At 64.6% G+C, this 21640-nt stretch carries 19 protein-coding genes and 1 pseudogene; 9 read left to right on the top strand and 11 right to left on the bottom strand.

The features are described 5' to 3' along the window. Positions 1 to 478: 478 nt before the first annotated feature. Together BKA23_RS08020 and BKA23_RS08015 are read right to left on the bottom strand one after the other, a co-directional pair. On the bottom strand, positions 479 to 871 hold the full coding sequence (locus BKA23_RS08020) for a hypothetical protein (RefSeq protein WP_145227083.1): 393 nt from the start codon (positions 869 to 871) through the stop codon (positions 479 to 481). Positions 872 to 1489: 618 nt separating this feature from the next. Beyond that, on the bottom strand, positions 1490 to 2326 hold the full coding sequence (locus tag BKA23_RS08015; protein ID WP_342783596.1) for a class I SAM-dependent DNA methyltransferase: 837 nt from the start codon (positions 2324 to 2326) through the stop codon (positions 1490 to 1492). Positions 2327 to 2747: 421 nt separating this feature from the next. On the opposite strand from BKA23_RS08015, the gene BKA23_RS08010 reads away from it, so the two are divergent. Continuing rightward, on the top strand, positions 2748 to 3098 hold the full coding sequence (locus BKA23_RS08010; RefSeq protein WP_145227081.1) for a suppressor of fused domain protein: 351 nt from the start codon (positions 2748 to 2750) through the stop codon (positions 3096 to 3098). Beyond that, positions 3099 to 3326, top strand: a complete 228-nt coding sequence (locus BKA23_RS08005) for a suppressor of fused domain protein (protein WP_145227079.1) — start codon at positions 3099 to 3101, stop codon at positions 3324 to 3326. Between the two features lie 9 nt (positions 3327 to 3335). Here BKA23_RS08005 and BKA23_RS08000 read toward each other — a convergent pair whose 3' ends face one another. Then, the gene (locus BKA23_RS08000) at positions 3336 to 3812 is read right to left on the bottom strand and encodes a hypothetical protein (RefSeq protein ID WP_145227077.1); all 477 of its coding nucleotides are present in this window, start codon (positions 3810 to 3812) and stop codon (positions 3336 to 3338) included. Positions 3813 to 3947: 135 nt separating this feature from the next. On the opposite strand from BKA23_RS08000, the gene BKA23_RS07995 reads away from it, so the two are divergent. Together BKA23_RS07995 and BKA23_RS07990 are read left to right on the top strand one after the other, a co-directional pair. After that, entirely contained in the window at positions 3948 to 4211 is a 264-nt protein-coding gene (locus tag BKA23_RS07995; protein ID WP_145227075.1) for a type II toxin-antitoxin system Phd/YefM family antitoxin, read from the top strand. Next, the gene (locus tag BKA23_RS07990; protein ID WP_145227073.1) at positions 4208 to 4468 is read left to right on the top strand and encodes a type II toxin-antitoxin system RelE family toxin; all 261 of its coding nucleotides are present in this window, start codon (positions 4208 to 4210) and stop codon (positions 4466 to 4468) included. Before BKA23_RS07995 ends, BKA23_RS07990 begins: the two co-directional genes overlap by 4 nt. Before the next feature lie 111 nt (positions 4469 to 4579). Here the strand turns inward: BKA23_RS07990 and BKA23_RS18235 are convergent. The 7 genes and pseudogenes from BKA23_RS18235 to BKA23_RS07955 form a co-directional block, all read right to left on the bottom strand. After that, positions 4580 to 5095 (bottom strand): annotated as a pseudogene (locus BKA23_RS18235) (GNAT family N-acetyltransferase); the annotation flags it as partial. A gap of 41 nt (positions 5096 to 5136) precedes the next feature. Continuing rightward, a complete protein-coding gene (locus BKA23_RS07980) occupies positions 5137 to 7209 on the bottom strand; it encodes an MMPL family transporter (protein WP_145227071.1) in 2073 nt (690 codons plus the stop codon). 51 nt (positions 7210 to 7260) lie between these two features. Continuing rightward, positions 7261 to 7920, bottom strand: a complete 660-nt coding sequence (locus BKA23_RS07975) for a Type 1 glutamine amidotransferase-like domain-containing protein (protein ID WP_145227069.1) — start codon at positions 7918 to 7920, stop codon at positions 7261 to 7263. A 37-nt stretch (positions 7921 to 7957) separates the two neighbouring features. Next, positions 7958 to 10087, bottom strand: coding sequence for a BspA family leucine-rich repeat surface protein (locus BKA23_RS07970; protein ID WP_145227067.1), 2130 nt, complete (start codon positions 10085 to 10087; stop codon positions 7958 to 7960). 182 nt (positions 10088 to 10269) lie between these two features. Then, complete coding sequence (locus BKA23_RS17790; RefSeq protein ID WP_211841625.1) at positions 10270 to 10686, bottom strand: hypothetical protein; 417 nt, start codon at positions 10684 to 10686, stop codon at positions 10270 to 10272. Between the two features lie 11 nt (positions 10687 to 10697). Continuing rightward, positions 10698 to 11369, bottom strand: coding sequence for a hypothetical protein (locus BKA23_RS07960; protein WP_145227065.1), 672 nt, complete (start codon positions 11367 to 11369; stop codon positions 10698 to 10700). Positions 11370 to 11441: 72 nt separating this feature from the next. After that, a complete protein-coding gene (locus BKA23_RS07955; RefSeq protein ID WP_145228343.1) occupies positions 11442 to 13838 on the bottom strand; it encodes an ATP-binding cassette domain-containing protein in 2397 nt (798 codons plus the stop codon). A gap of 136 nt (positions 13839 to 13974) precedes the next feature. Here BKA23_RS07955 and BKA23_RS07950 point away from each other — a divergent pair, with 136 nt between their 5' ends. After that, positions 13975 to 14670: a DsbA family oxidoreductase gene (locus BKA23_RS07950; RefSeq protein WP_145227063.1), complete on the top strand. Its 696-nt coding sequence runs from the start codon at positions 13975 to 13977 to the stop codon at positions 14668 to 14670. A gap of 20 nt (positions 14671 to 14690) precedes the next feature. On the opposite strand, the gene BKA23_RS07945 is transcribed toward BKA23_RS07950, so the two are convergent. Then, on the bottom strand, positions 14691 to 15104 hold the full coding sequence (locus tag BKA23_RS07945) for a hypothetical protein (protein ID WP_145227061.1): 414 nt from the start codon (positions 15102 to 15104) through the stop codon (positions 14691 to 14693). A 437-nt stretch (positions 15105 to 15541) separates the two neighbouring features. Between BKA23_RS07945 and BKA23_RS07940 the strand changes: the two genes are divergently transcribed. The 4 genes from BKA23_RS07940 to BKA23_RS07925 are packed head-to-tail and all read left to right on the top strand — an operon-like array spanning position 15542 to position 21427. Then, a complete protein-coding gene (locus BKA23_RS07940) occupies positions 15542 to 17011 on the top strand; it encodes an FAD-binding oxidoreductase (RefSeq protein WP_145227059.1) in 1470 nt (489 codons plus the stop codon). 60 nt (positions 17012 to 17071) lie between these two features. Then, positions 17072 to 18532 carry a M20/M25/M40 family metallo-hydrolase gene (locus BKA23_RS07935; protein ID WP_145227057.1) on the top strand — a complete coding sequence of 487 codons (1461 nt, stop codon included), beginning with the start codon at positions 17072 to 17074 and terminating at the stop codon, positions 18530 to 18532. Further along, positions 18529 to 20019 carry an MFS transporter gene (locus BKA23_RS07930; protein WP_246104515.1) on the top strand — a complete coding sequence of 497 codons (1491 nt, stop codon included), beginning with the start codon at positions 18529 to 18531 and terminating at the stop codon, positions 20017 to 20019. Before BKA23_RS07935 ends, BKA23_RS07930 begins: the two co-directional genes overlap by 4 nt. A gap of 31 nt (positions 20020 to 20050) precedes the next feature. Beyond that, the gene (locus BKA23_RS07925; RefSeq protein WP_246104514.1) at positions 20051 to 21427 is read left to right on the top strand and encodes an MFS transporter; all 1377 of its coding nucleotides are present in this window, start codon (positions 20051 to 20053) and stop codon (positions 21425 to 21427) included. Positions 21428 to 21640 lie beyond the last annotated feature (213 nt).

The raw sequence follows: 21640 nt of genomic DNA, 5'->3' as shown, positions 1-21640 counted from the left end.
ATTTCGTGGAGGCCGTCACGAAGCCCGCAACGGGCGCATAGCCGGCGGTGGAGTGATTTAGCCGATACAACGGAGACTTCTACTGGACAGTCTGCGTATCAAGCTCCGGTGTATTCGGCCGGATAACTCACTCGCTTGCGAGGCCCCGTGCTGGCTAGATTCGCTGGATGTCGTCAGTCGAGAATGGGGTCCCAATGCACATACCCGGATTGCACGTGCGGGAACGAAGCAGACATCGACCTCGGCCGTGGTCCGATGTGTGGTTGCTGTACCGCTGACTGTCCTGACGTCCATGGCGACTGAGGCAAGACCTGGCGTCGGGGTTACTGGGTTCGGCCGTGCCGTGGCGGCTCGGTTGGGAACTTCGCGGTCTACCGCGGGGAGCTGCCGATCATCTGTGTACGCACTGACGGCTACGCACGGGCTCTTTGTCTGGCCGACGGTACTTTCATCTCGTCCAGATCTCGGATGCTCTGCCCTATTTTAAATCGGGCTTTATTGGTATCTCCCGATCACCGATTATCAGGTAACCATCAGCAATAACATTTATTTGCACCAGCGACGGAATGCCGTTGGCCGCGTAGGCGAGGTTCACGATCTTCGCCGACGACGGCGGGTCAGCGGAGAGTCTATTTCCTGTGCTGCATCCGGTGCTAGTGTAATAAAGGTTCGGCCCGGGCAGTATGTCATTAGAGGAGTGCGCAGATTGTAAGGGCAGAGGTTCTGCTAGGTTTGCAGCAACATCCTTGTAGCCGCAATAGTAGGCGAAAATGGGAGGTTCGTTTGTCCCGGTTGACGCGCAGCTTGAAAAGACAAAAAGCGTCGCCGCTGCGGCCACGAGTGTCCCGGCGCTGCTCCTAGTTGTATCCATTCCAATAGCACTCCATAGAGGTGGCGCATGGTTCCGTGCAGTCGGACAGAAGGTCTCACGCTGTTGTTTTATCAGTGGTGGCCGCGTGCGCCGATGGTGCTGTCCGCATCGAAACTCCAGCAAATCTGGTTACATCCAGTGATTCAATGATGCATCAGATGAGATCATCGCGCATCAATGCAGGTCAGCGGCGTGTCGTCATCAAGGGGTCGCCGGGCCCGCGGCGCCATCAACGACCAACTTCAGTCCGGTGCCGCCAACTCCGCCTAGACGTTTATGCAGGTCAGAATCGTAATAGCCGTCGGCCCCGGGGTAGTGGCGCGCAGCCGTCCGAATGACTCATCTGATGCAATACGCAGACTAGTACTTGACATAATATAGATTATCGGCGGTTAACTAACGGGGTAAAGGTAGACCTCAACAACTGCTGTGGTCCGACGCAATCCGTGTTTTCGCTGTTCAACGTGCATATCGAGGTGGCCAAGCACTGCCAGGTTGAATCGATTTGTTGCCGGATCTGCGCAGGCGATGTAGTCGGCGACGAACTACGCCGAGTACATCGCCGCCGCACGCGAGTTGAGACAGACGAGCTGATCTACCCGTCAGTTGTTGCTGCGATCAGGCCTTACGCCAGACCGAGACGTGGCTGCCGCTGGTGGCGAGAAACGGGTTTTCCTTCCAATCGGCTGATCGAGACTCGAGTTCGAGGCCCGCCAACTGAGCCATCAGGTCGCATTCGGCCGGCCAGATGTAGCGGAAGTGGCCTGAGCCATAGCGAATGCTTCCGTCGTCTTCGCGGTAGTAGTGGTGTGAGGCGCACTCCTGGGTGACCAGGTCGTAGGTGTCGAAGACAAGGTGCCCTTCGTCAACGCTCATGGGGACCGCCTGTTCGCCTGGCAGAAGGCGCTGGATCGGCGGTACCCAGAGGTCGATCACGAATCGTCCGCCCGGCCGAAGGTGGTCTGCCGCGTTCCTGAAGCACTGCACCTGCTCAGCCTGCGTCCGGAGGTTCGAGATGCTGTTCCACACGAGGAAGACAAGCGAGAACGTTCCCGCGCCGGGGAGCACCGTGGTCGCCATGTCGCCCACGACGACCGGCAACGCGTCCTCGCCGATTTTCTGTCGGAGTTGTCGCACCATCGGTTCCGACAACTCGATTCCTGTCACAGAAACGCCGCGCGCCGCAAGCGGGATACCGACCCTACCAGTGCCGATTGCGAACTCCAGCGCCGGGCCGTCCTCGGCGAGCCGCTCAAGGACGTCGACCGTCGGATCCAGAACGTCCGGCGCGAAGTGCTCAGCGGAATACGCGTCGTACTTGGCGGCGGTCTCTTCGTCCCATACTTCGCTACTGGTCATGTCGAGCAGCGTTCCAGGCAGCGCGCTGAGCGGCCAGCGATTAATTTGCCGATGGAGGCTCCCCCGCCTACTCCCACCCCATCGACTCCCGCGCATACCTGCTCAATAGCGGAGCCGCGTCAGAGCGTGTTGTGGTTGCCGCCCGGGGCGTCCTGTCGACCCGCTGCGACGTCAAGGTTGCCTTCGCCCGGACGAAGCGACTCGGCACCCCGCATGAGTCCACCGCGACGTGCGCTGGCCGCGCTCATCGCCGAAGCGCTTGGTCACTTCGCCGTCACCTTCGAGTGCCACGGCATATCCTTGGCACCGGTATACATCGCCTACGTCGCGGCCTTTCGTTCGAGCGCAGGTACTCATATGACAACGGCATCGCCTGCCGGGAAGGATGCCGCGCGTGGATGTGGTCTGTCACCACTTCGCCGTTAGTTCGGACAGCGAGACCGCAACTGTTACGGAGCTTCGTGGATGTGCCGCGAACTCGTCGCGAAATCTCTACGACCGGCCCTGGGCGTAACGGATGGCCGATTTCCCGCCCTGCGACGATGTCTGCGGCGCGCTGGAAGAGCATGCGCGGCGGTTCTTCGCCGGCCGTCAGGTCGACCCATTCACGTGGGCTGCTGGGCCAATTCTGACTCAGAATCCGCACTTTCGCGCCCTCAGGATTGCACCGGCTGTGACGACAGACGTGTGGACATCCGTTTCGATCGGAGGCTGGGCGGCAACAGGAGGCGACCACCGCGGCACCGAGTTTGTCATCTGCACTCCGTCCGAGAATGCCCGCGCCGTCGAACTTCTCGCGATGACGGTCTTCTACAACCGCGGCGGCAAACTGGGCATCGGCCACACTTTGCCCATTGGCGAGCCCTAGATGCCGGGCTCCCGTTGCGACCATCTGCTGGTTTCATTGCCGTATGCCTTCGGTCCTGCCTTTGAGGTGGCACATGTCGGTGATCGCCACGTCGACTTTTTATGGCTCATTCCCATCACCGAGGCCGAGCGTCGTTTGAAGATGTCGGAAGGCCTTGAGGCGCTCGAGTGGCGTTTCGACGAGGTAGGGCTGCGCTATTGGCAGACTGATCGCTCTTCGGTTGCGTAAGGACGCGAACTAGGCCGGCGATGACTCATCGAAGGCGACACCCGAGATCTGGGTGCCGGGCGGGAGGTCTTTCAACTGTCTGTGAAGCTGACCGTCAATTGACGACGACACCACATAGTCCATCGTGTCGACATTATCTGCGCTGATCGGGCCACTCAGGGCCGGAGGCACCCTGAACGTGAGCACCTGCGCGGGCCCCGGATGGATGCCCCGCTGTTCGGCAGCGAGCACGATTCCTCCGAGCAGGTACTGGTCTTGCCCTTCGGGCGTGTTCAGTTCGGCTTGCAGCACCCCCGCGGTTGGCCAGCGGACCGTCAGAGTGCCCTCGATGCAGTCAAGAAACCAGACACCGTCCTCCCCTTGCATAAAGACGTCCCCGAACATGGAAGCCGCGATCGGCTGAAGGTCGCGACCGTCGATCAGCCAGCGCCAATCCTCTAGGCCTCGGGCGAAGGTCTCGGGATCGAAGCGCCTGATCATCTCCATGCAGGAACGCTAGCTCGGCGCGACTGCTTGTGCGCTGCGAGGACCTCAATGGTTCCTCGCCAATTCTGATGCCCGAAGGTTTTGCGCAAGTGTTGTTATGTACATTTCGTGCGTTACAGCCATATTCTGGTACGTATGAGCGAGATGAGGAGCCAAGTCTCCGTCGCGGACCTTCGGGCGACGTTGAGCGACACGATCAACAGAGCGGCGTACGGGCACGAGCGTGTCGGCATTACTCGCCGCGGCAAAGTGGCTGCGGTGCTGGTGTCGGTCGAGGACGCTCTCCGACTGGAGCAGTTGGAAGACGAGGCTGATCTCGCCGCGTACCGGGCGACCAAGGACGCCGACGATGGCGTCCGGGTCAGCCTGCATGAGCTTCTGGCGGATGCGGACTTGTGAGTGGCTATGCAGTTGAGTTCACGACTGCGGCCGCGCGCAAGGTCCGCCGGTTGGATCCGCCGATCCGTCGGCGAATCCTGGCGGGTATCGCTGGATTAGCGGCTGACCCGCGCCCGGACGGGGTGAAGAAGCTGTCCGGTGTCGACAACGCCTGGCGGATCCGGATTGGCGACTACCGCGTCATCTACGAGATCCACGACGGAGTACTCGAAGTGATCGTGGTCGAGGTCGGGCACCGTCGCGAGGTTTATCGATAACGGGCGGTGCGATCTGTCTCATGGGTAGCGCTGGCCGCATGGACTCGAGCAGGACAGCTTGGTCGATGAACCTTTGTGCGGGGCATCGAGTCGGGCCGGGTTGGGTCACTGTTACCGAACCCGTTGGTGATCTGTGGACCATGACCGCAGATCAGCGTCCCAACCGTCTGAAGTAACTTCGAATCGCTCGTCGCATTCGCATTCGTCGCCGTCGGCGTGGTGAAGGCTCGGCCCCCGGCCTGTCATGCCGAGTCCTTTGAGAATGCGTATGGAGGCAGAACTCGATCGCCTCGCCTCAGCCCATATGCGTTGAATCCCAAGCTGTCCAAAGCCGTACCGCAAGCCAGCTCCCGCGACGGCCGAGCCGAAGCCCATGCCCCACCGGCGCGACGGGCCCACCACGTAACCCAGCTCGCGAGACGCGCCGCGACCTTCAAGGACGACGTATCCAATCAGGTCGTCACCCCAAAGTGCACCGAGTCGGATCAGGTCGTCGGGCGGTTCATTGATCAGCTGACGCTGAAAGTCGACAAGCTGCGACAACGACAATCCCGTGGTCCACTCTGCTACCCGACAAAACTCGTCGTCCAGTCCCCACGACCTGATCTCATGTGCATCGTCAAGTTCGAGTTCACGTAAATCGACGCATCTCCCGACGTCCGCCGCAGCTAACCCTCCTCGGCCGAGATTGTCACTACGTCACGATCGCGGTGGAATTTCCGCGGCAGCCACCAGTTGAGAGGGCCGAGCGCGGCGACCAGCGCTGGCGCGAGCACGCCGCGGACGAGTGTCGCGTCGATGATGATGCCCAGCGCCAATCCGGTCGCGAGGATCTTGACCTCGGTCTGCGGGATCTGCGACAGCGAGATGAACGCGAAGAAGAGAATCAGCGCGCCCGACGTCACCAAACGACCGGTTCGGCTCACACCGGCGACTGTCGCCTCGTCTGTGCTGTGGCCACGGTCATGCTCTTCGCGGATGCGCGACAGCAGGAAGACCTCGTAGTCCATCGACAGCCCGAACAGGAACGCGAAGACGGCGATCGGCACCCACACGGTGATTGCACCGGCAGGCTGCTCGTTGAACAACAGTTTCGTGGCGAAGCCGTCCTGCCAGATGAGCACCGTCACGCCGTACGCCGCTCCGATCGAAACCACATTCAGTGCAAGGGCTTTCACGGGTAGCACGATCGAGCGCAGCGCCATACTGAGCAGAATCATCGTGACGATGACAATGATCAACAGCACCCAGATCGCGTTGCCGTAGACCGCGTGGATGAAGTCGAGATTCTGCACCGGTATGCCGCCCACTTCCCCACCGGCGCGCTCGACCGCTGCCCGCGCCTGCTTCAGCGCGGTCGACCCGGCGGTGCTGGTCGGGTCGGACGTGGTCCAGGCGTCGACCACCGCCATACGGCCCGAACGCCAGGAGTCCGGAGCAACGGCTCCGGAGATGCCGGGTTGGCCGTCGAGCGCGGCAAGCACCGCTCCCGGATCCGACGTCAGGATCTCCATCGGCTGTGTGACACCCCGGCCGATGCCGCTGTCGTCGATGGTGCTGATGGCCGCAGCTGCGGGTCCGCCGGTCGACGCCATCGACGAGTTCGTCGCCGCGCCGAGTCGCAGTCCGAGAACCGGAGCCGCAAGGACGAGCAGGATGACCAGTCCCCCGACGATCGAAATCCACCGGTGCCGCACGACGTGCCGGCCGATGCCGGCCCACAGATGACTGTCGGGACTGCTGCGACGGCGATGCGGCCATGACAGCCGATCCCCCACGACCAGCAGGATGGCGGGCAACAGAGTCAACGCGGCGGCCGCGGCCAGGATCGGGATCAGCAGGCCGGCGAAACCGATGCTGCGCAGGAACGGCACCGGCAGCACCACCAGGGCCGCGAGGCTGATCGCCACAGTCGCGCCCGAGAACAGCACCGAACGTCCCGCGCTGGTGATCGTGGCGGTGATCGCGGCCTCGGGTTCGACGCCGTTGCCACGCTCCTCACGCCACCGCGTCACGATCAGCAGCGCATAGTCGATCGCGACGCCGAGCCCGATGAGCGCGAGCAGATACTGGCTGACGAACGACACCTGCGTCAAACCGGTCAATCCCCACAGCAACAGGAATGCCGACAGGATCGAGGCGGCCGCCACGCACAGTGGCGTCAGCGCGAGGAACGAACCAAAGACGAGCACCAGCACGACCAGAGCGGCGAGTGCCCCGAAGATCGTCTCGGCCAACACACTCACTCCCCCTCCCCCTTGCTGAGCGACGACGTCGACACCGGTGAGGGTCGCGGGGATTCGTGCCTGGCCGATCGCCCGCTCCAGCGTGGGGATCGCGGTGGCGTATGCCTTCGGGCCGGCAGCGACGGGTGGGTAGACCAGAGCGACACCGGCCGAACCGTCACTCGATCGCAGCTTCGGCTGGTCGACCCAGGTAGCGACACGTGCGCTCGGAATAGCCTGGTGCACAACGGTTTTCAGCCGGGCAGCGACCTCATCAGTGGTCTCGCCCGAGCCTTTGACGAGCAGTATGACGGGAGCGTTGTCACCACCGGTGGCGCCGAATTGCGCGGCGATCTTCTGGTTCGCGATCGACGCGGGCTGGCCCGGCAGATCGAAGGCGTAGGAGAGGTTCGACACAGCTCGAGGCGCCGCGAACCCCCCAACAAGCGCGAGCACGATCCACGCTCCGATGACCCACCAGCGGCGATTGATGACAAGGGCGGCGAGTCGGGTCATCCCTCATCCTCTCCCACACGGTCGACGAACCGGGTCAGCTGGCGCAGCGCGTCAATTGAACTTCCGCCACTCCCCCTCGGAGACGACCTCGACCTCGCCATCGACCACCGTGATCGCGGTCTGATCGTCGATTGCGTATGCCGGTGACCCGAGTTCGGCGGCCCATCGTTCGGCATCGCGCATGAGGTTCTCCGGCATCATCCCCAGGTGCGGGAAGATCGAGAAGTCGACGACACCCAAGCAGTCGTCGCCCCCACCCGGCGGCGCCCACGCGACGAAATCGTCGCCGATGCATGGCGTCATGGCCATGCTGCCGGCGCTCAGCCCAACCCAGACGGTGTCGCGCAGATCGGGCAGCAGCTCGGCGAGCCCCGACTGCTTCATCCAGTACGCGAGGTATGTCGCAGCGCCTCCCGCGGCCAGCAGCGCATCAGCGTCACGTACCCAAGCGCTCCACCGTTCGACGTCAATCGTCGGCAACGCGGTCAGTTCGAGCAGGCCGACGGACTTCCATCCCAGGTCGCACATCGGCGGATTCGCTTCTCCCGCAACGAAGTCCCGGGTCATGTAGGGAGAGCAGCCGGGATGGCCGTGCATCGCAGTCGGGATGCACAGTGCCTTTGCATCCTCGATCGGCTTGCCGAGCAGGTCCACCAGCGCGGCGCGAATGCTGGCGTTGGTCACGCCGCCCGAGGTGAGAACGAGCTTCATGCAGTGTCCTGTCGCAGTGTGGTCGAGCCAGTCGCCATTACGCCGGCCCGCCGTCGGTGATCGTCCAGCCGTCTTGCTTGATCAGTTGCTCGCGTGCGCTGGCTGCGGCTGGGGAGTACTTGCTGTTGCCGCCGGAGAATGCCAGCCCGTGGGCGACGTCTTCGGAGGCCCAATGGATCAAGAGCGCGTCGTAGTTGGCGGTGGATTGGGTGGTGCCGTCGAACATTCCGGAGATGTTGATGGTGTCGAGGCCGACTGGCCACGAGGCGATGGATTGCTGGAATGCGGTGGCGTGGTCGAAGGTATGGCTCATGTTGATGACGCCGTACGTGTCCCATGATCCGATTGGCTGGTTGAAGGCGGTGTCGTTCTCGAACATGCCACCCATTCCCTCCAGGCTCATGGTGTTCCACGCTTTGATCGGCTGATTGAAACTCCTGTCGTTCGTGAACATGTATCTCATGTATTGAACCCGGGAAACGTTCCAGTTGCCGATCGGCTGGTTGAAGATCGGATCACCGTCGAACATCCAACTCATGTCCGTGACCTGCGAGGTGTTCCAGTTGCCGATCGGTTGATCGAAGACCGGGTCGTTCCAGAACATGCCGTTCATGTCGGTGACTCGGGCGGTGTTCCAGTTGCCGATCGGCTGGTTGAAGATCGGATCACCGTCGAACATCCAACTCATGTCCGTGACCTGCGAGGTGTTCCAGTTACTGATTGGTTGGTTGAAGTGCGAAGCGTCGAGGAAGAGTCCGCTCATGTTCGTGACCTGCGAGGTGTTCCAGTTGCCGATCGGTTGATCGAATTTCGCATCGTTCCAGAACATGCTGTTCATGTCGGTGACCTTGGCTGTGTTCCAGTTGCGGATGGGCTGGTTGAAGGCCGGATCAATGCCAAGCATTTGACCCATGTCGGTGACCTCACTGGTATCCCAGTTGCCGATGGGCTGATTGAAATCGGTGTCCTCCCAGAACATCGAGTTCATGTCGGTGACCTTGCTGGTGTTCCAGTTGCCGATGGGCTGATTGAACAACGGGTCCATGCCGAACATGCCGCTCATGTCTGTGACACCAGCGGTCTTCCACGCACTGACTGGCTGATTGAAGGCAGCGTCTTGCCAGAACATCCCGCTCATGTTGGTGGCGGCGCCGGTGTTCCAATCACCGATCGGCTGATTGAAGGCAGGGTCCTGGCTGAACATCCCTTGGAACTGCGAAACCTTCGCTGTGTTCCACGATGCTATGGGCTGGTTGAAGTAGGCGGCCCCATAGAACATCTCACTCATGTCGGTCACATTGCTGGTGTCCCACGAGCCGATCGGAGAGTTGAACAACCAGTCGTTCTCGAACATCCCGCTGAGGTTGGTGACTCCTCTTGGAAGTGCCGACGGAACGACCGTGACCGGTGATTCGGCGAGGGCGTCGGTGAGATCGGTGATGCCAAGAGAGCCGAAGCTCAACAGTTGCGTCAGGTGGGGTTGGGGAAATTCCCCAAGGTTGACTGTCGGTACGTCCGCGAAGTGGGTTGCGCTGCCGCAGGCCATCACGGTGTAGGTGCCAGGCGTCGTATAGGTGTAGGACAGCCATCCCGGGTTCGGTCCGTAGCTCAGCAGTGGTGCCTTGCCGGACCCTGCCGTTGTCCCGCTCCCGGCGCCACCCCAGTTGACAGTGAGCCCGTTGCCACCGTCGAACTCCAGCCCGACGAACGGGTAAACGCCGGGCTGGATATCGAACACTGAGACGAGCGGGTTCGAGCAGCCCGCTCCGACTGTCCCTGTGACCGTTCTGCTGGTGGTCGTCACGCCCGCGGCCGTGGCGGTGGGTGCGACATACAGCCGGTAGGCCCAAGTCCCGATGCCCGGGACGACATACGTGATGGTCGCCGTGCCGGCCGATGTCGTGGACAGGGTCGAGATCGTGGACCACGTCGACGCGCCCGAGGTCTGTCGCTGCAGCCGAACCTGCCGTATGGCGTGGCCCGCGCCGGTCTGCACGGTGACCGGCGTCGAGACCGGATATCCCCGGCCCGCGGTCAAGGCGGTCGTCGTCCAGCCGGACACGATTGTGGGCGCGGGCGTGGCGGCCGCGGCCATCGACGTCGACGCGATCCACAAGGTGGACAACAGGAGCACACAGACGCCCACAAAACCCCGGCATCGATTCATCTCGTCACATCGATCCTGCGATGGCTCTGTGGCTGTTCCTGTCACAGGGCGAGTCCGCCGCCGCCCACCAGCGGCGAGCTAAATCTAGGGCGTACCGACGGGTTTTGCGCCGTGTATGCCGATGTCGGCTGGTTCAACTGACAGCCCCTATGACGTCGGCGAGGACCGCACGGCACCCACGCTCAGGTCGTCAGCCAATGGGCCACGCCGGCGCAACCACACGCCCACAGCACGCTCACGAACGTGCCGATGATGAATCGCTCTGCAACTGCCGGCTGTTCGCCGGATTTGAGCTCGGGATAACGACCCAGGCCCTTGACCGCGAGCACGATCGCGATGGTCTCAGGCCAGCCGGCGATCAGTCCGGCGAAGATGGCGGCGCGCTCGAGCGCGCCGATCCACGCGCCACCCCGCAGGGCGGACGCAGCGGACTCCATCGTGTGCGCGACCTGCGACCGCTCCCCCTGCGGTTGCTCAGCGTGAGCGTCATCGGCATGCCGGTCGCTGGCGTCGATGAAGCGGAAGACACCCATGGTCACGGCGATGCCCGCGAAGACCGCGACAAGACCGAGAGCGGCGATGACCAGAGCACTCCTCATGTCGCCCGACGCTATCGGTCGGTGCCGACAGCGGTGCCGAGGTTCGCGGCGACTGCGTCGCGCAGAGCGTCCATGAGCACGGCGGCCAGGCGACTGCCGGCCTGGCCTTCCTCGCGTGCTGCCGCGCTGAGTCGTTGGCTGAGCGCGGAGGGCGTGATCCCCAGCGCGAGCGCTGCATCCTGCTGGGTGCGCGACTGCTGCACCGCGTCGATGGCCTGCCACCCGGTGTCGGTGCGTCGGCGCCACACGATCCGGGTCAGCCACAGTGCGGTTTGCAGGTCGCGGACACCGTCGGCGACCCGCGTCGCCCGCCCCGTTGGTGCATCGGCTGCCTCGACGCGAAGGTCCTGTGGTGCGCCGCGCGCCGCCGTCAACGCGTGCCGTGCCGCGACGAAGGCGGATCCGTTGGCGACGCGCACGTCCCGTGGCACGGGGGTGTCGACCATGCCGATGCCGACGCCGACCCGCCACTTCCCCACTCTCGTCAGCACTTCCAGCGCCGAGACGGCGTCGACTGAGGTGGTGAGCAATCCCTGGATCTCGTCACCCGCCTGCTGCGCGAACTTTCTGGAACCGGCCCCATGGACCAGTGGTTCGAGCAGATCGAGGGTGACTTTCGCCGGCGGCGAGCTGCCACGGCGACTGCCGATTTGATCGGCGGTGATGACGATCGAAGCCTTCATACCAGCTAGTTTAGGATATTTCCTAATATATGCAAGATGTAGATCTGAACCTGAATAAAGCGCGGAGTCCCGTCATACCTCTCGGGCGTTCGCCGGCTGGCGGCCTGCCAGGTATGACGCCAGATGCTGACCGGTCAGGGTGGACCCGGCAGTCGCGAGTTCAGCGGGTGTGCCCTCGAAAACCACGGTGCCACCGTCGTGTCCGGCTCCCGGGCCGAGGTCGATGATCCAGTCCGCATGCGCCATCACCGCCAGGTGATGCTCGATGGCGATCACCGATGTGCCCGCATCCACCAGGGTGTCCAGCAGTCGCAGTAACTGATCGACGTCGGCGAGGTGCAGTCCGGTCGTCGGTTCGTCGAGCACAAGAACCCCGCCTTTCTCGCCCAGGTGCGTCGCGAGCTTCAGACGTTGCCGTTCGCCGCCGGACAAGGTGGTCAGCGGTTGCCCGAGGCTGACGTAGCCCAGTCCCACCTCGGCCAGGTGCTGCAGGACTCGCGCCGCGGCCGGTGTCTTCGCCGGACCGGCGCCGAAGAATCCAGCCGCCTCGTCGACCGACATCGCCAGCACCTGACTGATGTTCCGGTCGCCCAGGGTGAACTCCAGCACCGACGCCTGGAAGCGCCGGCCGTCGCACTCTTCACACGTCGAGGCGACGCCGGCCATCATCGCCAGATCGGTGTAGATCACCCCCGCTCCCTTGCACACCGGACAGGCACCTTCTGAATTTGCACTGAACAGAGCAGGTTTGACGCCGTTGGCCTTGGCGAACGCCTTGCGGATCGGATCGAGGACCCCGGCGTATGTCGCAGGGCTGCTGCGTCGCGAGCCTTTGATCGGAGTCTGGTCGACGCACACCACGCCGTCGCGGCCGGCCACGTAACCGTCGATCAGCGAGCTCTTGCCCGACCCTGCGACACCGGTCAGCACCGTGAGCACGCCGAGCGGTATGTCGACGTCCACGTCCTTGAGGTTGTGCAGATCCGCACCGCGCACGGTCATCGTCGCCGAGGACGTGCGCACCGACGGCTTCACGGCCGTGCGATCGGCGAGATGGCGACCGGTCACGGTCCGGCTGCGCTGCAGCTCGGCAACGTTCCCCTCGAAACAGATCTCACCGCCCGCTGTTCCCGCTCCCGGGCCGAGGTCGACGACATGATCGGCGATCGCGATCGTCTCCGGCTTGTGTTCGACGACCAGCACGGTGTTGCCCTTGTCGCGCAACTGCAACAGCAGAGCGTTCAGCTGCTGCAAATCGTGTGGATGCAGGCCGATGCTCGGTTCGTCGAAGACATAGGTGACGTCGGTGAGTGCCGAACCGAGATGGCGGATCATCTTGACGCGTTGCGCCTCCCCACCCGACAGCGTGCCGGCGGGTCGATCCAGCGACAGGTAGCCCAGCCCGATGCGCACGAATCCGTCGAGGGTCTGGCGCAACGCCTCGACCAGTGGTGTCACGGACGGCTCGTCGATGCCCGCCAGCCAGGTCTGCACGTCGGTGATCTGCATCGCGCAGACCTCCGCGATGTTGGTCCCGTCGATCCGGCTGGAGCGGGCCAGCTCGCTCAGCCTGGTCCCGTCGCATTCCGGGCACACCGCGAAGGTCACCGCGCGCTCGACGAAGGCACGGATGTGCGGCTGCAGGGCCTCGACGTCCTTGGACAGCATCGACTTGGTGATCTTCGGGATCAGCCCCTCATACGTCAGGTTGATGCCGTCGACCTTGATCTTCGTCGGCTCCTTGCGCACCAGGTCATGCAGTTGCCGCTTGGTGAATCTGCGGATCGGTTTGTCGGTGGGAAAGAACCCGCAGCCGCGGAAGATGCGCCCGAACCAGCCGTCCATGCTGTAGCCGGGAATCTTCAGGGCGCCGTCGTCCAGCGACAGGCTGTCGTCATACAGCTGGGTCAGGTCGATGTCGGTCACCGAGCCACGGCCCTCGCATCGTGTGCACATGCCGCCGGTGACGCTGAAGCTGCGCCGCTCCTTGACCGTTTCGCCGCCGCGTTCCATCGTGACTGCTCCGGCGCCGCTCATCGAGCTGACATTGAACGAAAATGCCTGCGGTGAGCCGATGTTCGGCTCGCCAAGCCGGCTGAACAAGATTCTCAGCATGGCCCCGGTGTCGGTCGCCGTCCCGACGGTCGAACGCGGGTTGGCCCCGAGCCGCTCCTGGTCGACAACGATCGCCGTGGTCAGTCCCGCGAGGACATCGACGTCCGGCCGGGTCTGCGAGGGCATGAAGACCTGCAGGTAGGCGCTGTAGGTCTCGTTGATCATCCGCTGCGACTCGGCTGCGATCGTGCCGAAGACCAGCGAACTCTTGCCCGATCCGGACACCCCGGTGAACACCGTGAGCCGCCGCTTGGGCAACTGCAGGCTGACGCCCTTCAGGTTGTGCTCGCGGGCACCGACGACCTGGATCACGTCGTGACTGTCAGCGGGATGGCGGAGTGGGGTACGGCTCATCGGTCGTAGATCCTTGCGTCGACGCAGGGGCTCGGTCGGGTGCACCCCGAGGCCATCATGCACGTATGCCGCGGCGAGTGCCCGCCACTCGCTCTCGAACGGGAATGCCGCATGCGACCGTGGCGTTGACGGCGGCATGTTGGTCGACATCTGGTCAGACGTTGCGTGTCCGTGGTGCTACATCGGCAAGCGTCGCTTCGAGGCAGGGTTGCGCGAGTTCACGCACCGCGACGATGTCGAGGTGGTGTGGCACAGCTTCCAGTTGGACCCCACCCTTCCGCCGCACTATGACGGCTCCGAGGTCGACTACCTCGTCGAGCGCAAGGGGATGCCTCGTGACAAGGTGCTCCAGATGACCGGCCAGGTCGCTGCGCAGGCGGAGGCGGAGGGACTGCACTACGACTTCGACCGACTCGTCGTCGCAAACAGCCTGCCGGCTCACCACCTGCTGCACCTGGCGGCGAAGCACGGAGTCGCAGACGCAGTCAAAGAGGATCTGCTGTCAGCACACTTCGAACAGGGCATCGACATCGGCGATCCGGAGGCGCTCGTCGCGATCGGTGCCGCGCACGGCCTCGACGCCGCAGACGTGCGAAATGCCCTGCAGGACAGCATGATTCGGCAGTCGGTCGAAGACGACTTCGCGGCGGCGCGGGCCTACGGCATACAGGGCGTTCCTTTTTTCGTAATCGACGGGAAGTACGGTTTGTCCGGAGCGCAGCCCGCAGCTACCTTCACCCAGGTGCTCGACGAAGCGTGGCGTGCGGAGCATCCGCTGGAGGTGCGCGGTGACTCGGCGCAGGTCTGCGGCCCGGACGGCTGCGCAATCTGAGCTCGCCGGCAGGATCTCCCTCAACTGGCGGCCGCGGACCGCGCCGGAAGCTCGACGACTGACTCAAGCGTCGCGATGAAGCACGCATAAAGAAGTTCCCCGAACGTATGACGCATGCACTGCCCCCACGACTGGTCCTGCGCGGTGACCGCTGATGTGCCGCTGCGCCCACGCACGAAGACCACCGAACCGTCGCAGTCGCGCACGACCCGCGCCAGGCGTTCGAAGGTCTCGGTGACCGTCAGCGGATCTGTCGTCTCGTCGACGTCCTCGATCAGAACCGGCGCCCGAAGGATCCGGTCGTGCCCGAGCAACAGCAGCAACACGCAGCCGCGCTGACGATCTGGAAATGTGGTGAGTCGGTCGACGGCGGACGCAAGACGCTCCGCGGTCAGCGGCCGATCGGTGCTGCCGACAGGAATTCGTGGGTTCATCGGGCCACCCTGCCCGCCGCCCGCCGTGGAACGCAGAAGTTATCCACACGGTCGTCGCCCGCCGTAGCCGTCGTCGTCAGGCTCCCGGCGGCGTGGGCGTCTGTCTGCCCGTCGACCTGGCGGTCGTTGTCGTTACGACCGCGTCTTAACAACAACAAGTGCCACCTCAACCTCGGAGTCGGGCTGCGCCCAGGTCGACCTGGCGGTCGTTGTCGTTACGACCGCGTCTCAACGACAACTGGTGCCAGCTCAACCTCAGAGTCGGGCTGCGCCCAGGTCGACCTGGCGGTCGTTGTCGTTACGACAGCGTCTCAACGACAACAAGTGCCACCTCAACCTCGGGTCCGGCTCAGTTCAGATCCAGCCCACTCTCGAGTTCCGTTCGACCTCAGCGACGTCGGGGCCAACCGCCGGCCGGTCTGCGGCGTCCACCAGGTATGCAGAAGATCACTCGCCGCTCCGCCGTGATCGGTACCGCCGGAATCGCAGCAACAGCCGCGGTCGCAGTCGTGCACCGTGACGACATCGCCACTGCTGGTGGGTGGCGCTCCTCCACGGCGCGACCGACCCGCGCGGATTGGACTGCCTTCGCCAAGACCGTCAGCGGCCCGGTCGACCTGCCCGGCACCAGCGAGTACTCCTCGTCGAAACTGCTCTTCGACACCCGGTATGACGGCTCTGCACCCGTCGCAGTGCTCGGTGTGCACAGCGCCCACGACATCGCCCAGGCGATGGCCTTCGCCGGACGTTTCAATCTTCAGGTCACCGCCCGCTCCGGAGGTCACTCATACGTCGGCGCCTCCGCTCAGAACGGCACCATGGTGCTCGACATACGTGCCCTTCAGTCGGTCGACTACAACAGCGCCAACGGCCTGGCGACGATCGGCTCGGGCGTCGGTCTCTACCAGGCGCACAATGCCCTGCTCCCCTACGGACGCACCTTCCCCACCGGCACCTGCCCCACGGTCGGAGCGGCCGGACTCACCTTCGGTGGTGGGCTCGGTGTCGCTTCACGAGCCCACGGCCTCACCTGCGACCAGTTGCAGTCGGCCACCCTGGTCCTGCCGAACGGTGAGACCGTCACCGCCGACGGCTCTCACAACAGCGACATCTTCTGGGCGTTGCGCGGGGGCGGCGGCGGCAACATCGGGATCGCCACCAGCCTCACCTATCGCACCCACCAGGCGACCTCGAAAGGAATCTTCAGCCTCTACTTCGCCAGCGCCGACGCGACCCGCATGGTGACCGGCTGGTCCACCTGGTCTGAGGGTGCACCGCGCAGCCAGTGGGCCGGTGTCCACATCGACGCCGACGGGAACGGCGCGATCACGCCGAGCATCCTCGGGGTGACCGAGGCGGGCTACGAGAGGTCCGCCGCCGCGGCGTTGATCGGCGCGATCGGTGCGGAACCGGTGTCAACGCAGTACCAGGAGATGAGCTACGCGAACAGCATCCTGTACCTCGGCGGCGGAACGACGTCGAAACGACAGGGTTTCGCCGGTGGCTCTGACGTTCTCGCGGCCGTCACGGCAGACACCGCGGACGCCATCGTCGGTGCGGTCGCTGCGCGTTCGAGGGCCGGCAGCACCGCGAGCGCTCTGCTGGACCCACTGACCGGTGCGGTCGGTGACGTCGCTCCCACCGGCACAGCCTTCCCGTGGCGCCGCCACAGTGCCTCGATCCAGTGGTACTGCAATGTTGCTGCCAGTTCCGGGTACGCCTCGGCATACAACTGGATCAACAGCGCCCACCGCGACGTCACGAAGTTCTCCGTCGGCGGCTACGTCAACTACCTCGAGAGCCGTATGCCGGCGAGCCGTTATTACGCGGGGAACCGCGCCAGGCTGGCGCAGGTGCGGCAGTCGCACGACCCCGCGAGGCGCATCTACTCCGGCCTGCTCGTCTGAGGTCTCGGCCACGCCGGTCGCCTCCTGGGCAGCGGCGGCGCACACACCTACTGTGAGCGCATGCCGAATGTGAAAGTGCTCGCCGCGGGTGTGGTCGCCGCGAGTTCGGTGGCGGCCGTGGTCACCGCGGTGCGGGGGTATCGCCCCTTGGATGAGCTCGGGACACCCGCCACCCGTCCGCCGGACTTCGACGACCTGCGTGATCGGGCCGCCAGGACCTTGCAGCGTGTCGTCCGGATCCCGACCGTGTCGTATGTCGATGAGGGTGTCGCCGACGGGGCCGCCTTCGATGCCCTGCACGATGCGTTGCGCGAAGAGTTCCCGCTCCTCCACGAGCGTCTGACTCTCACCAGGATCGGCGATCACGGCCTGCTGTTCCATTGGGCCGGTGCCAGTGCCGCGCAGCCGCTCGTGCTGATGGCTCATCAGGACGTCGTCCCCATCGACGACGAAACCCCCTGGCAGCAACCGGCATTCGACGGTGCTGTCGACGGCGACGTCATCTGGGGTCGTGGCACCCTCGACGACAAGGGCGCGCTGATCGCCATCTGCGAAGCTGCGGAGCTGCTGCTTGCGCAGGACTTCACACCGGCGCAAGACGTCTACCTGTCCTTCGGGGCCAACGAGGAGGTCTCGGGCGACTGCGCGGCGCAGGCGGTCGCGGAGTTGAGCCGGCGTGGGGTCACGCCGTGGCTGGTGCTCGACGAGGGTGGCGCTGTCGCCGGCGAAGCATTTCCCGGCGTCGACGGGCCTGTCGCCGTCGTCGGAGTGAGCGAGAAGGGCGTCACCGACGTCGAACTGCGGGTCACCGGTGCCGGCGGACACGCGTCGATGCCCCCGCGGATGGGCACGACTGCCCGATTGGCCAGAGCCATCAGCCGATTGGAGAATCACCCGTTCACGCGGGCGATGCCCGAGCCGACAGTTCAGATGATCGACCGCGTCGGTCGCCACTCGTCCGGTGCCGTGCGGCTGGCTCTCGCATTGACCCACGGCAGGCGACGACTGCTGGCGGCGGCCTTCGATCGGCTTGGACCCGAGACATCCGCGATGACCCGCACCACCATGGCCGTCACCCGGCTGCGTGGTGCGCCCGGTCACAACGTCCTGGCGAGCACGGCGACCGCCGGGGTCAATGTGCGGGTGATGCTCGGCGAAAGCGTGGCCGACGCGGTGGCTCACATCACCAAGGTCGTCGACGACGACCAGGTCGAGGTGGTGTTGCTGTCCGGGTCCGAACCGAGCCCGCTCTCCCCCACCTCCGGTCCTGCGTGGGAGCACGTGACGGGTGCGATCCAGACAGTCTTTCCCGAGGCGGTGGCAACGCCATACGTGATGATGGCGGCAACTGACAGCCGGTTCTTCACCGAAATCTGTTCCAACGTCTATCGATTCGCGCCCTTCCGGATGTCCCGGGTGCAGCGTGAGAGCATTCACAGCGTCGACGAGCACCTGCACCTCGACGCTCTCGCCGAGGGCGTGTGGTGGTTCCGCGAACTCATTGAGAGGCTGCCCGCGTGAGTGGCACGTCGCTGCCGCGCCCCGCTCTGGGCGTCCCGTCGATCGCACGCTTGGTCGGTTTCCTCGTCTGTGTCGAGCTCACCAGCGGCGTGCTGCAGGGCTTCTACACCCCGATCTACACCAACATCGCCCAGCACCTGTCGATGCACGTGGCCGACGTCAACTGGTTCGAGGCCGGGCAGTTGGTCGTCAGTGCGATCGCGCTTCCGGTGCTCGCACGCATGGGCGACCTCATCGGCCACCGGCAGGTGCTGCTGCTGACCGGCGCCGTGACAGCGCTCGCGTCGTGGGGTGTCGCCGTGGCACCGAGTTTCACGACGTTCCTGATCGCCTGGTCGTTGCAGGGGTTCTACGCGGTCTGGCTGCCGATGGAGGTCTCGATCATCCACGGTCGCACCGCCGGCACCGGGCAGAACGCACGGCTGACCCGCAAAGCGACAGCACGACTCGTAGCCGCCCTCGAAGCCGGCGTCATCGTCGGTGCACTGGCCAGTGGCGCTCTCATCTCGGTGCTGCCGATCACCGTGGTGCTCTCGATCCCCGCTGTCTTCGTCACCGCCTGCGTCGCGGTCGTGTGGTTCGGCGTCGAAGCCGCACCGCCGACCGATCGTGGCCGACTCGATCTGCGTGGCTTCGCGGCGATCACCGGCATCATCGCGTTGCTCATGGGCGGGCTCATCCTCATCCGGTTGCACGGGGTGACCGATGTGACCGGCTGGGTGCTGGGGCTGGTCGCCGTGGTGCTGCTGATCCCGTTCAGCCGGCTGCAACTGCGCACGGACGATCCTCTTGTCGACATCCGGCTGATCAGCCGCCGGGATCAATGGCCGGTTCAGTTGACGGCATTCCTGTCCGGTATGTCGGTGCTGGGTGCTCAGATACCGCTGTCGACCTTCGCGCGCACCGATCCCAAAGTCACCGGCTACGGCCTCAACGCATCAGCATCCTTCGTGTCGGTGCTGATCGGCTGCTACGTCATCACGATGGTCGTGGGTGCACTCGGATTCCCATACGCAGCAAGGAAACTCACGCCGCGCGGCAGCCTGGTGACCGCCAGTGTGCTCGTCGCCGTCGGGTATGCCGGATGGATCGTGCTGCACACCGGTCTGACCGAAGCGGTGGTCAACATGTGCGTCATCGGTGTGGGCTCCGGTGGTCTGGTCGCGGCGCTGCCCGCGACGGCTGCCGCCGCAGCGCCTGCTGACCGCACCGGCTTCGCCACCGGCATGACCAACACCACCAAGACCCTGGGCGGCGCGCTCGCCTCGTCCATCTTCGCGATCGCGCTCGCGTCAACCGGGATGAAGGACACCGACTCCTCCACCGGCCACTCCCCTCTGTCGGGGTACATCACCGTGTGGGCGGTGTGCGCCGGAACCGCTCTGCTGGCAGCCGGAGCCCTGTTGCTGGTCCCTCGCACCGCCTTCGCGGACACCAGCGAAGTCCTCGATGACACATCCGACGAATCACCGGCGGTGGCAGGCTGACCGGGCAGGGCAGGTGTGCCAGAGTTCCTGCGTGAGCACCCCGAACGCGGCCGCCTCGATGACCTCCACGCCGCGCGAGCAGCGACTGCAACGTAGTTGGTACTGGTACGACTGGGCGAATTCGGCATACGCGACTGTGACCGCGACGGTGCTGTTCGCGCCATACCTGACGTCGATCGCGAACCTTGCGGCGTGCCCGGGGCAGAGCAGCGATCAGACCTGCCACACCAACATCTCGGTGCTGGGCATCGGCGTCGCACCCGGGTCACTGGTGCCCTACACCCTCACCGTCTCGACGATCATCTCGGCGATCGTGTTGATCTTCATCGGCGCTCTCGCCGACCGCTCGACCCATCCGGTTCGTTTCCTCGGCGGATTCACTGCAGTCGGTGCGACGGCCGCCGCGGCGATGGTCTTCATCGGTGGCACGAACTGGCAGCTGGGCGTGATCCTGGCCATCATCGCCAACCTCTGCCTCGGCGGCAGCCTGATCGTCTATGCAGCGATCATGTGCCGCATCACGCCGCCGGACGACCGTGACCGCGTCTCTTCCAAGGGCTGGTCCTACGGCTACCTCGGCGGCGGGCTGCTGCTGGCAGCAACCCTCGTGCTGCTGACGGTCCACACCGCGCTGGGCCTGAGCACCGCAGCGGCGGTTCGGGTGACCTTCCTGGTCGCGGGCCTCTGGTGGGCCGGCTTCGCGACCATCCCGCTGCGCGGGCTGCGGGAGTTGCGCGGCGTGCCCGTCGCCAGCAGTCGCCGACTGGGCGCCGGCTTCGGCCAGCTGCGGTCCACCTTCGCGGGCTTGAAGGAGTATCCGCAGACGCGCAGGTTCCTGTTCGCCTACCTGTTCTACAACGACGGGATCCAGACGGTCATCGTGGCGGCGAGTCTCTACGGCACCAAGCAGCTGAAGTTCAGCGACAGCCAGATGGTGATCACCATCCTGCTGGTGCAATTCATCGCGTTCGGTGGCGCACTCGGCTTCGGTCGACTCGCCTACCGGCACGGCGCCAAGCGGCTCATCTACTCCAGCCTCTATCTGTGGACCGCCGTTGTCTGCATCGCGTTCTTCCTGCCCGAGCGCCAGTTCCTGCTCTGGCTGCTGCTCGCGGTCGCGATCGGTCTGGTGCTCGGCGGCAGCCAGGCGCTGAGCCGCTCGCTCTACAGCGGACTGGTGCCGGTCGGGCGCGAATCGGAGTACTTCAGCCTCTATCAGGCGATGGAGCGCGGCACCAGTTGGCTTGGAACCCTGGTGTTCGGTCTGGTCTACCAGTTGTTTCACGACTACCGGCTGTCGATCGTCGCGTTGGTTGTCTTTTTCGGAGTTGGCGCGGTCCTGTTGAGAGGTGTACAGGTTCGTGAGGGCATCATCACCGCCGGAAACACCCCGCCACAGGTGGTGTGAGCACCGCCATACGCGACAGGGTCCTATGGGCCCGGCGCCGAGACAAGGCAACCAGAACGGCGTCTGCCACGTCCTACAGGGCGAGATCACGGTTGGCGAGCCACCGTCCGGTGGATGTTCACCTGTCGGGAACATCACGACAGCGTCGACCGTTGCAGCACGTAGATCGCCGTTTCGCAAGCCCTGGATTTCGCGGGCGGCAGCCAATATGTG

The sequence above is a fragment of the Rudaeicoccus suwonensis genome (assembly GCF_007829035.1).
Lineage (GTDB): Bacteria > Actinomycetota > Actinomycetes > Actinomycetales > Dermatophilaceae > Rudaeicoccus > Rudaeicoccus suwonensis.
The sequence above is the reverse complement of the archived record's forward strand: the minus strand, read 5'-3'. Positions and strand labels throughout refer to the sequence as shown.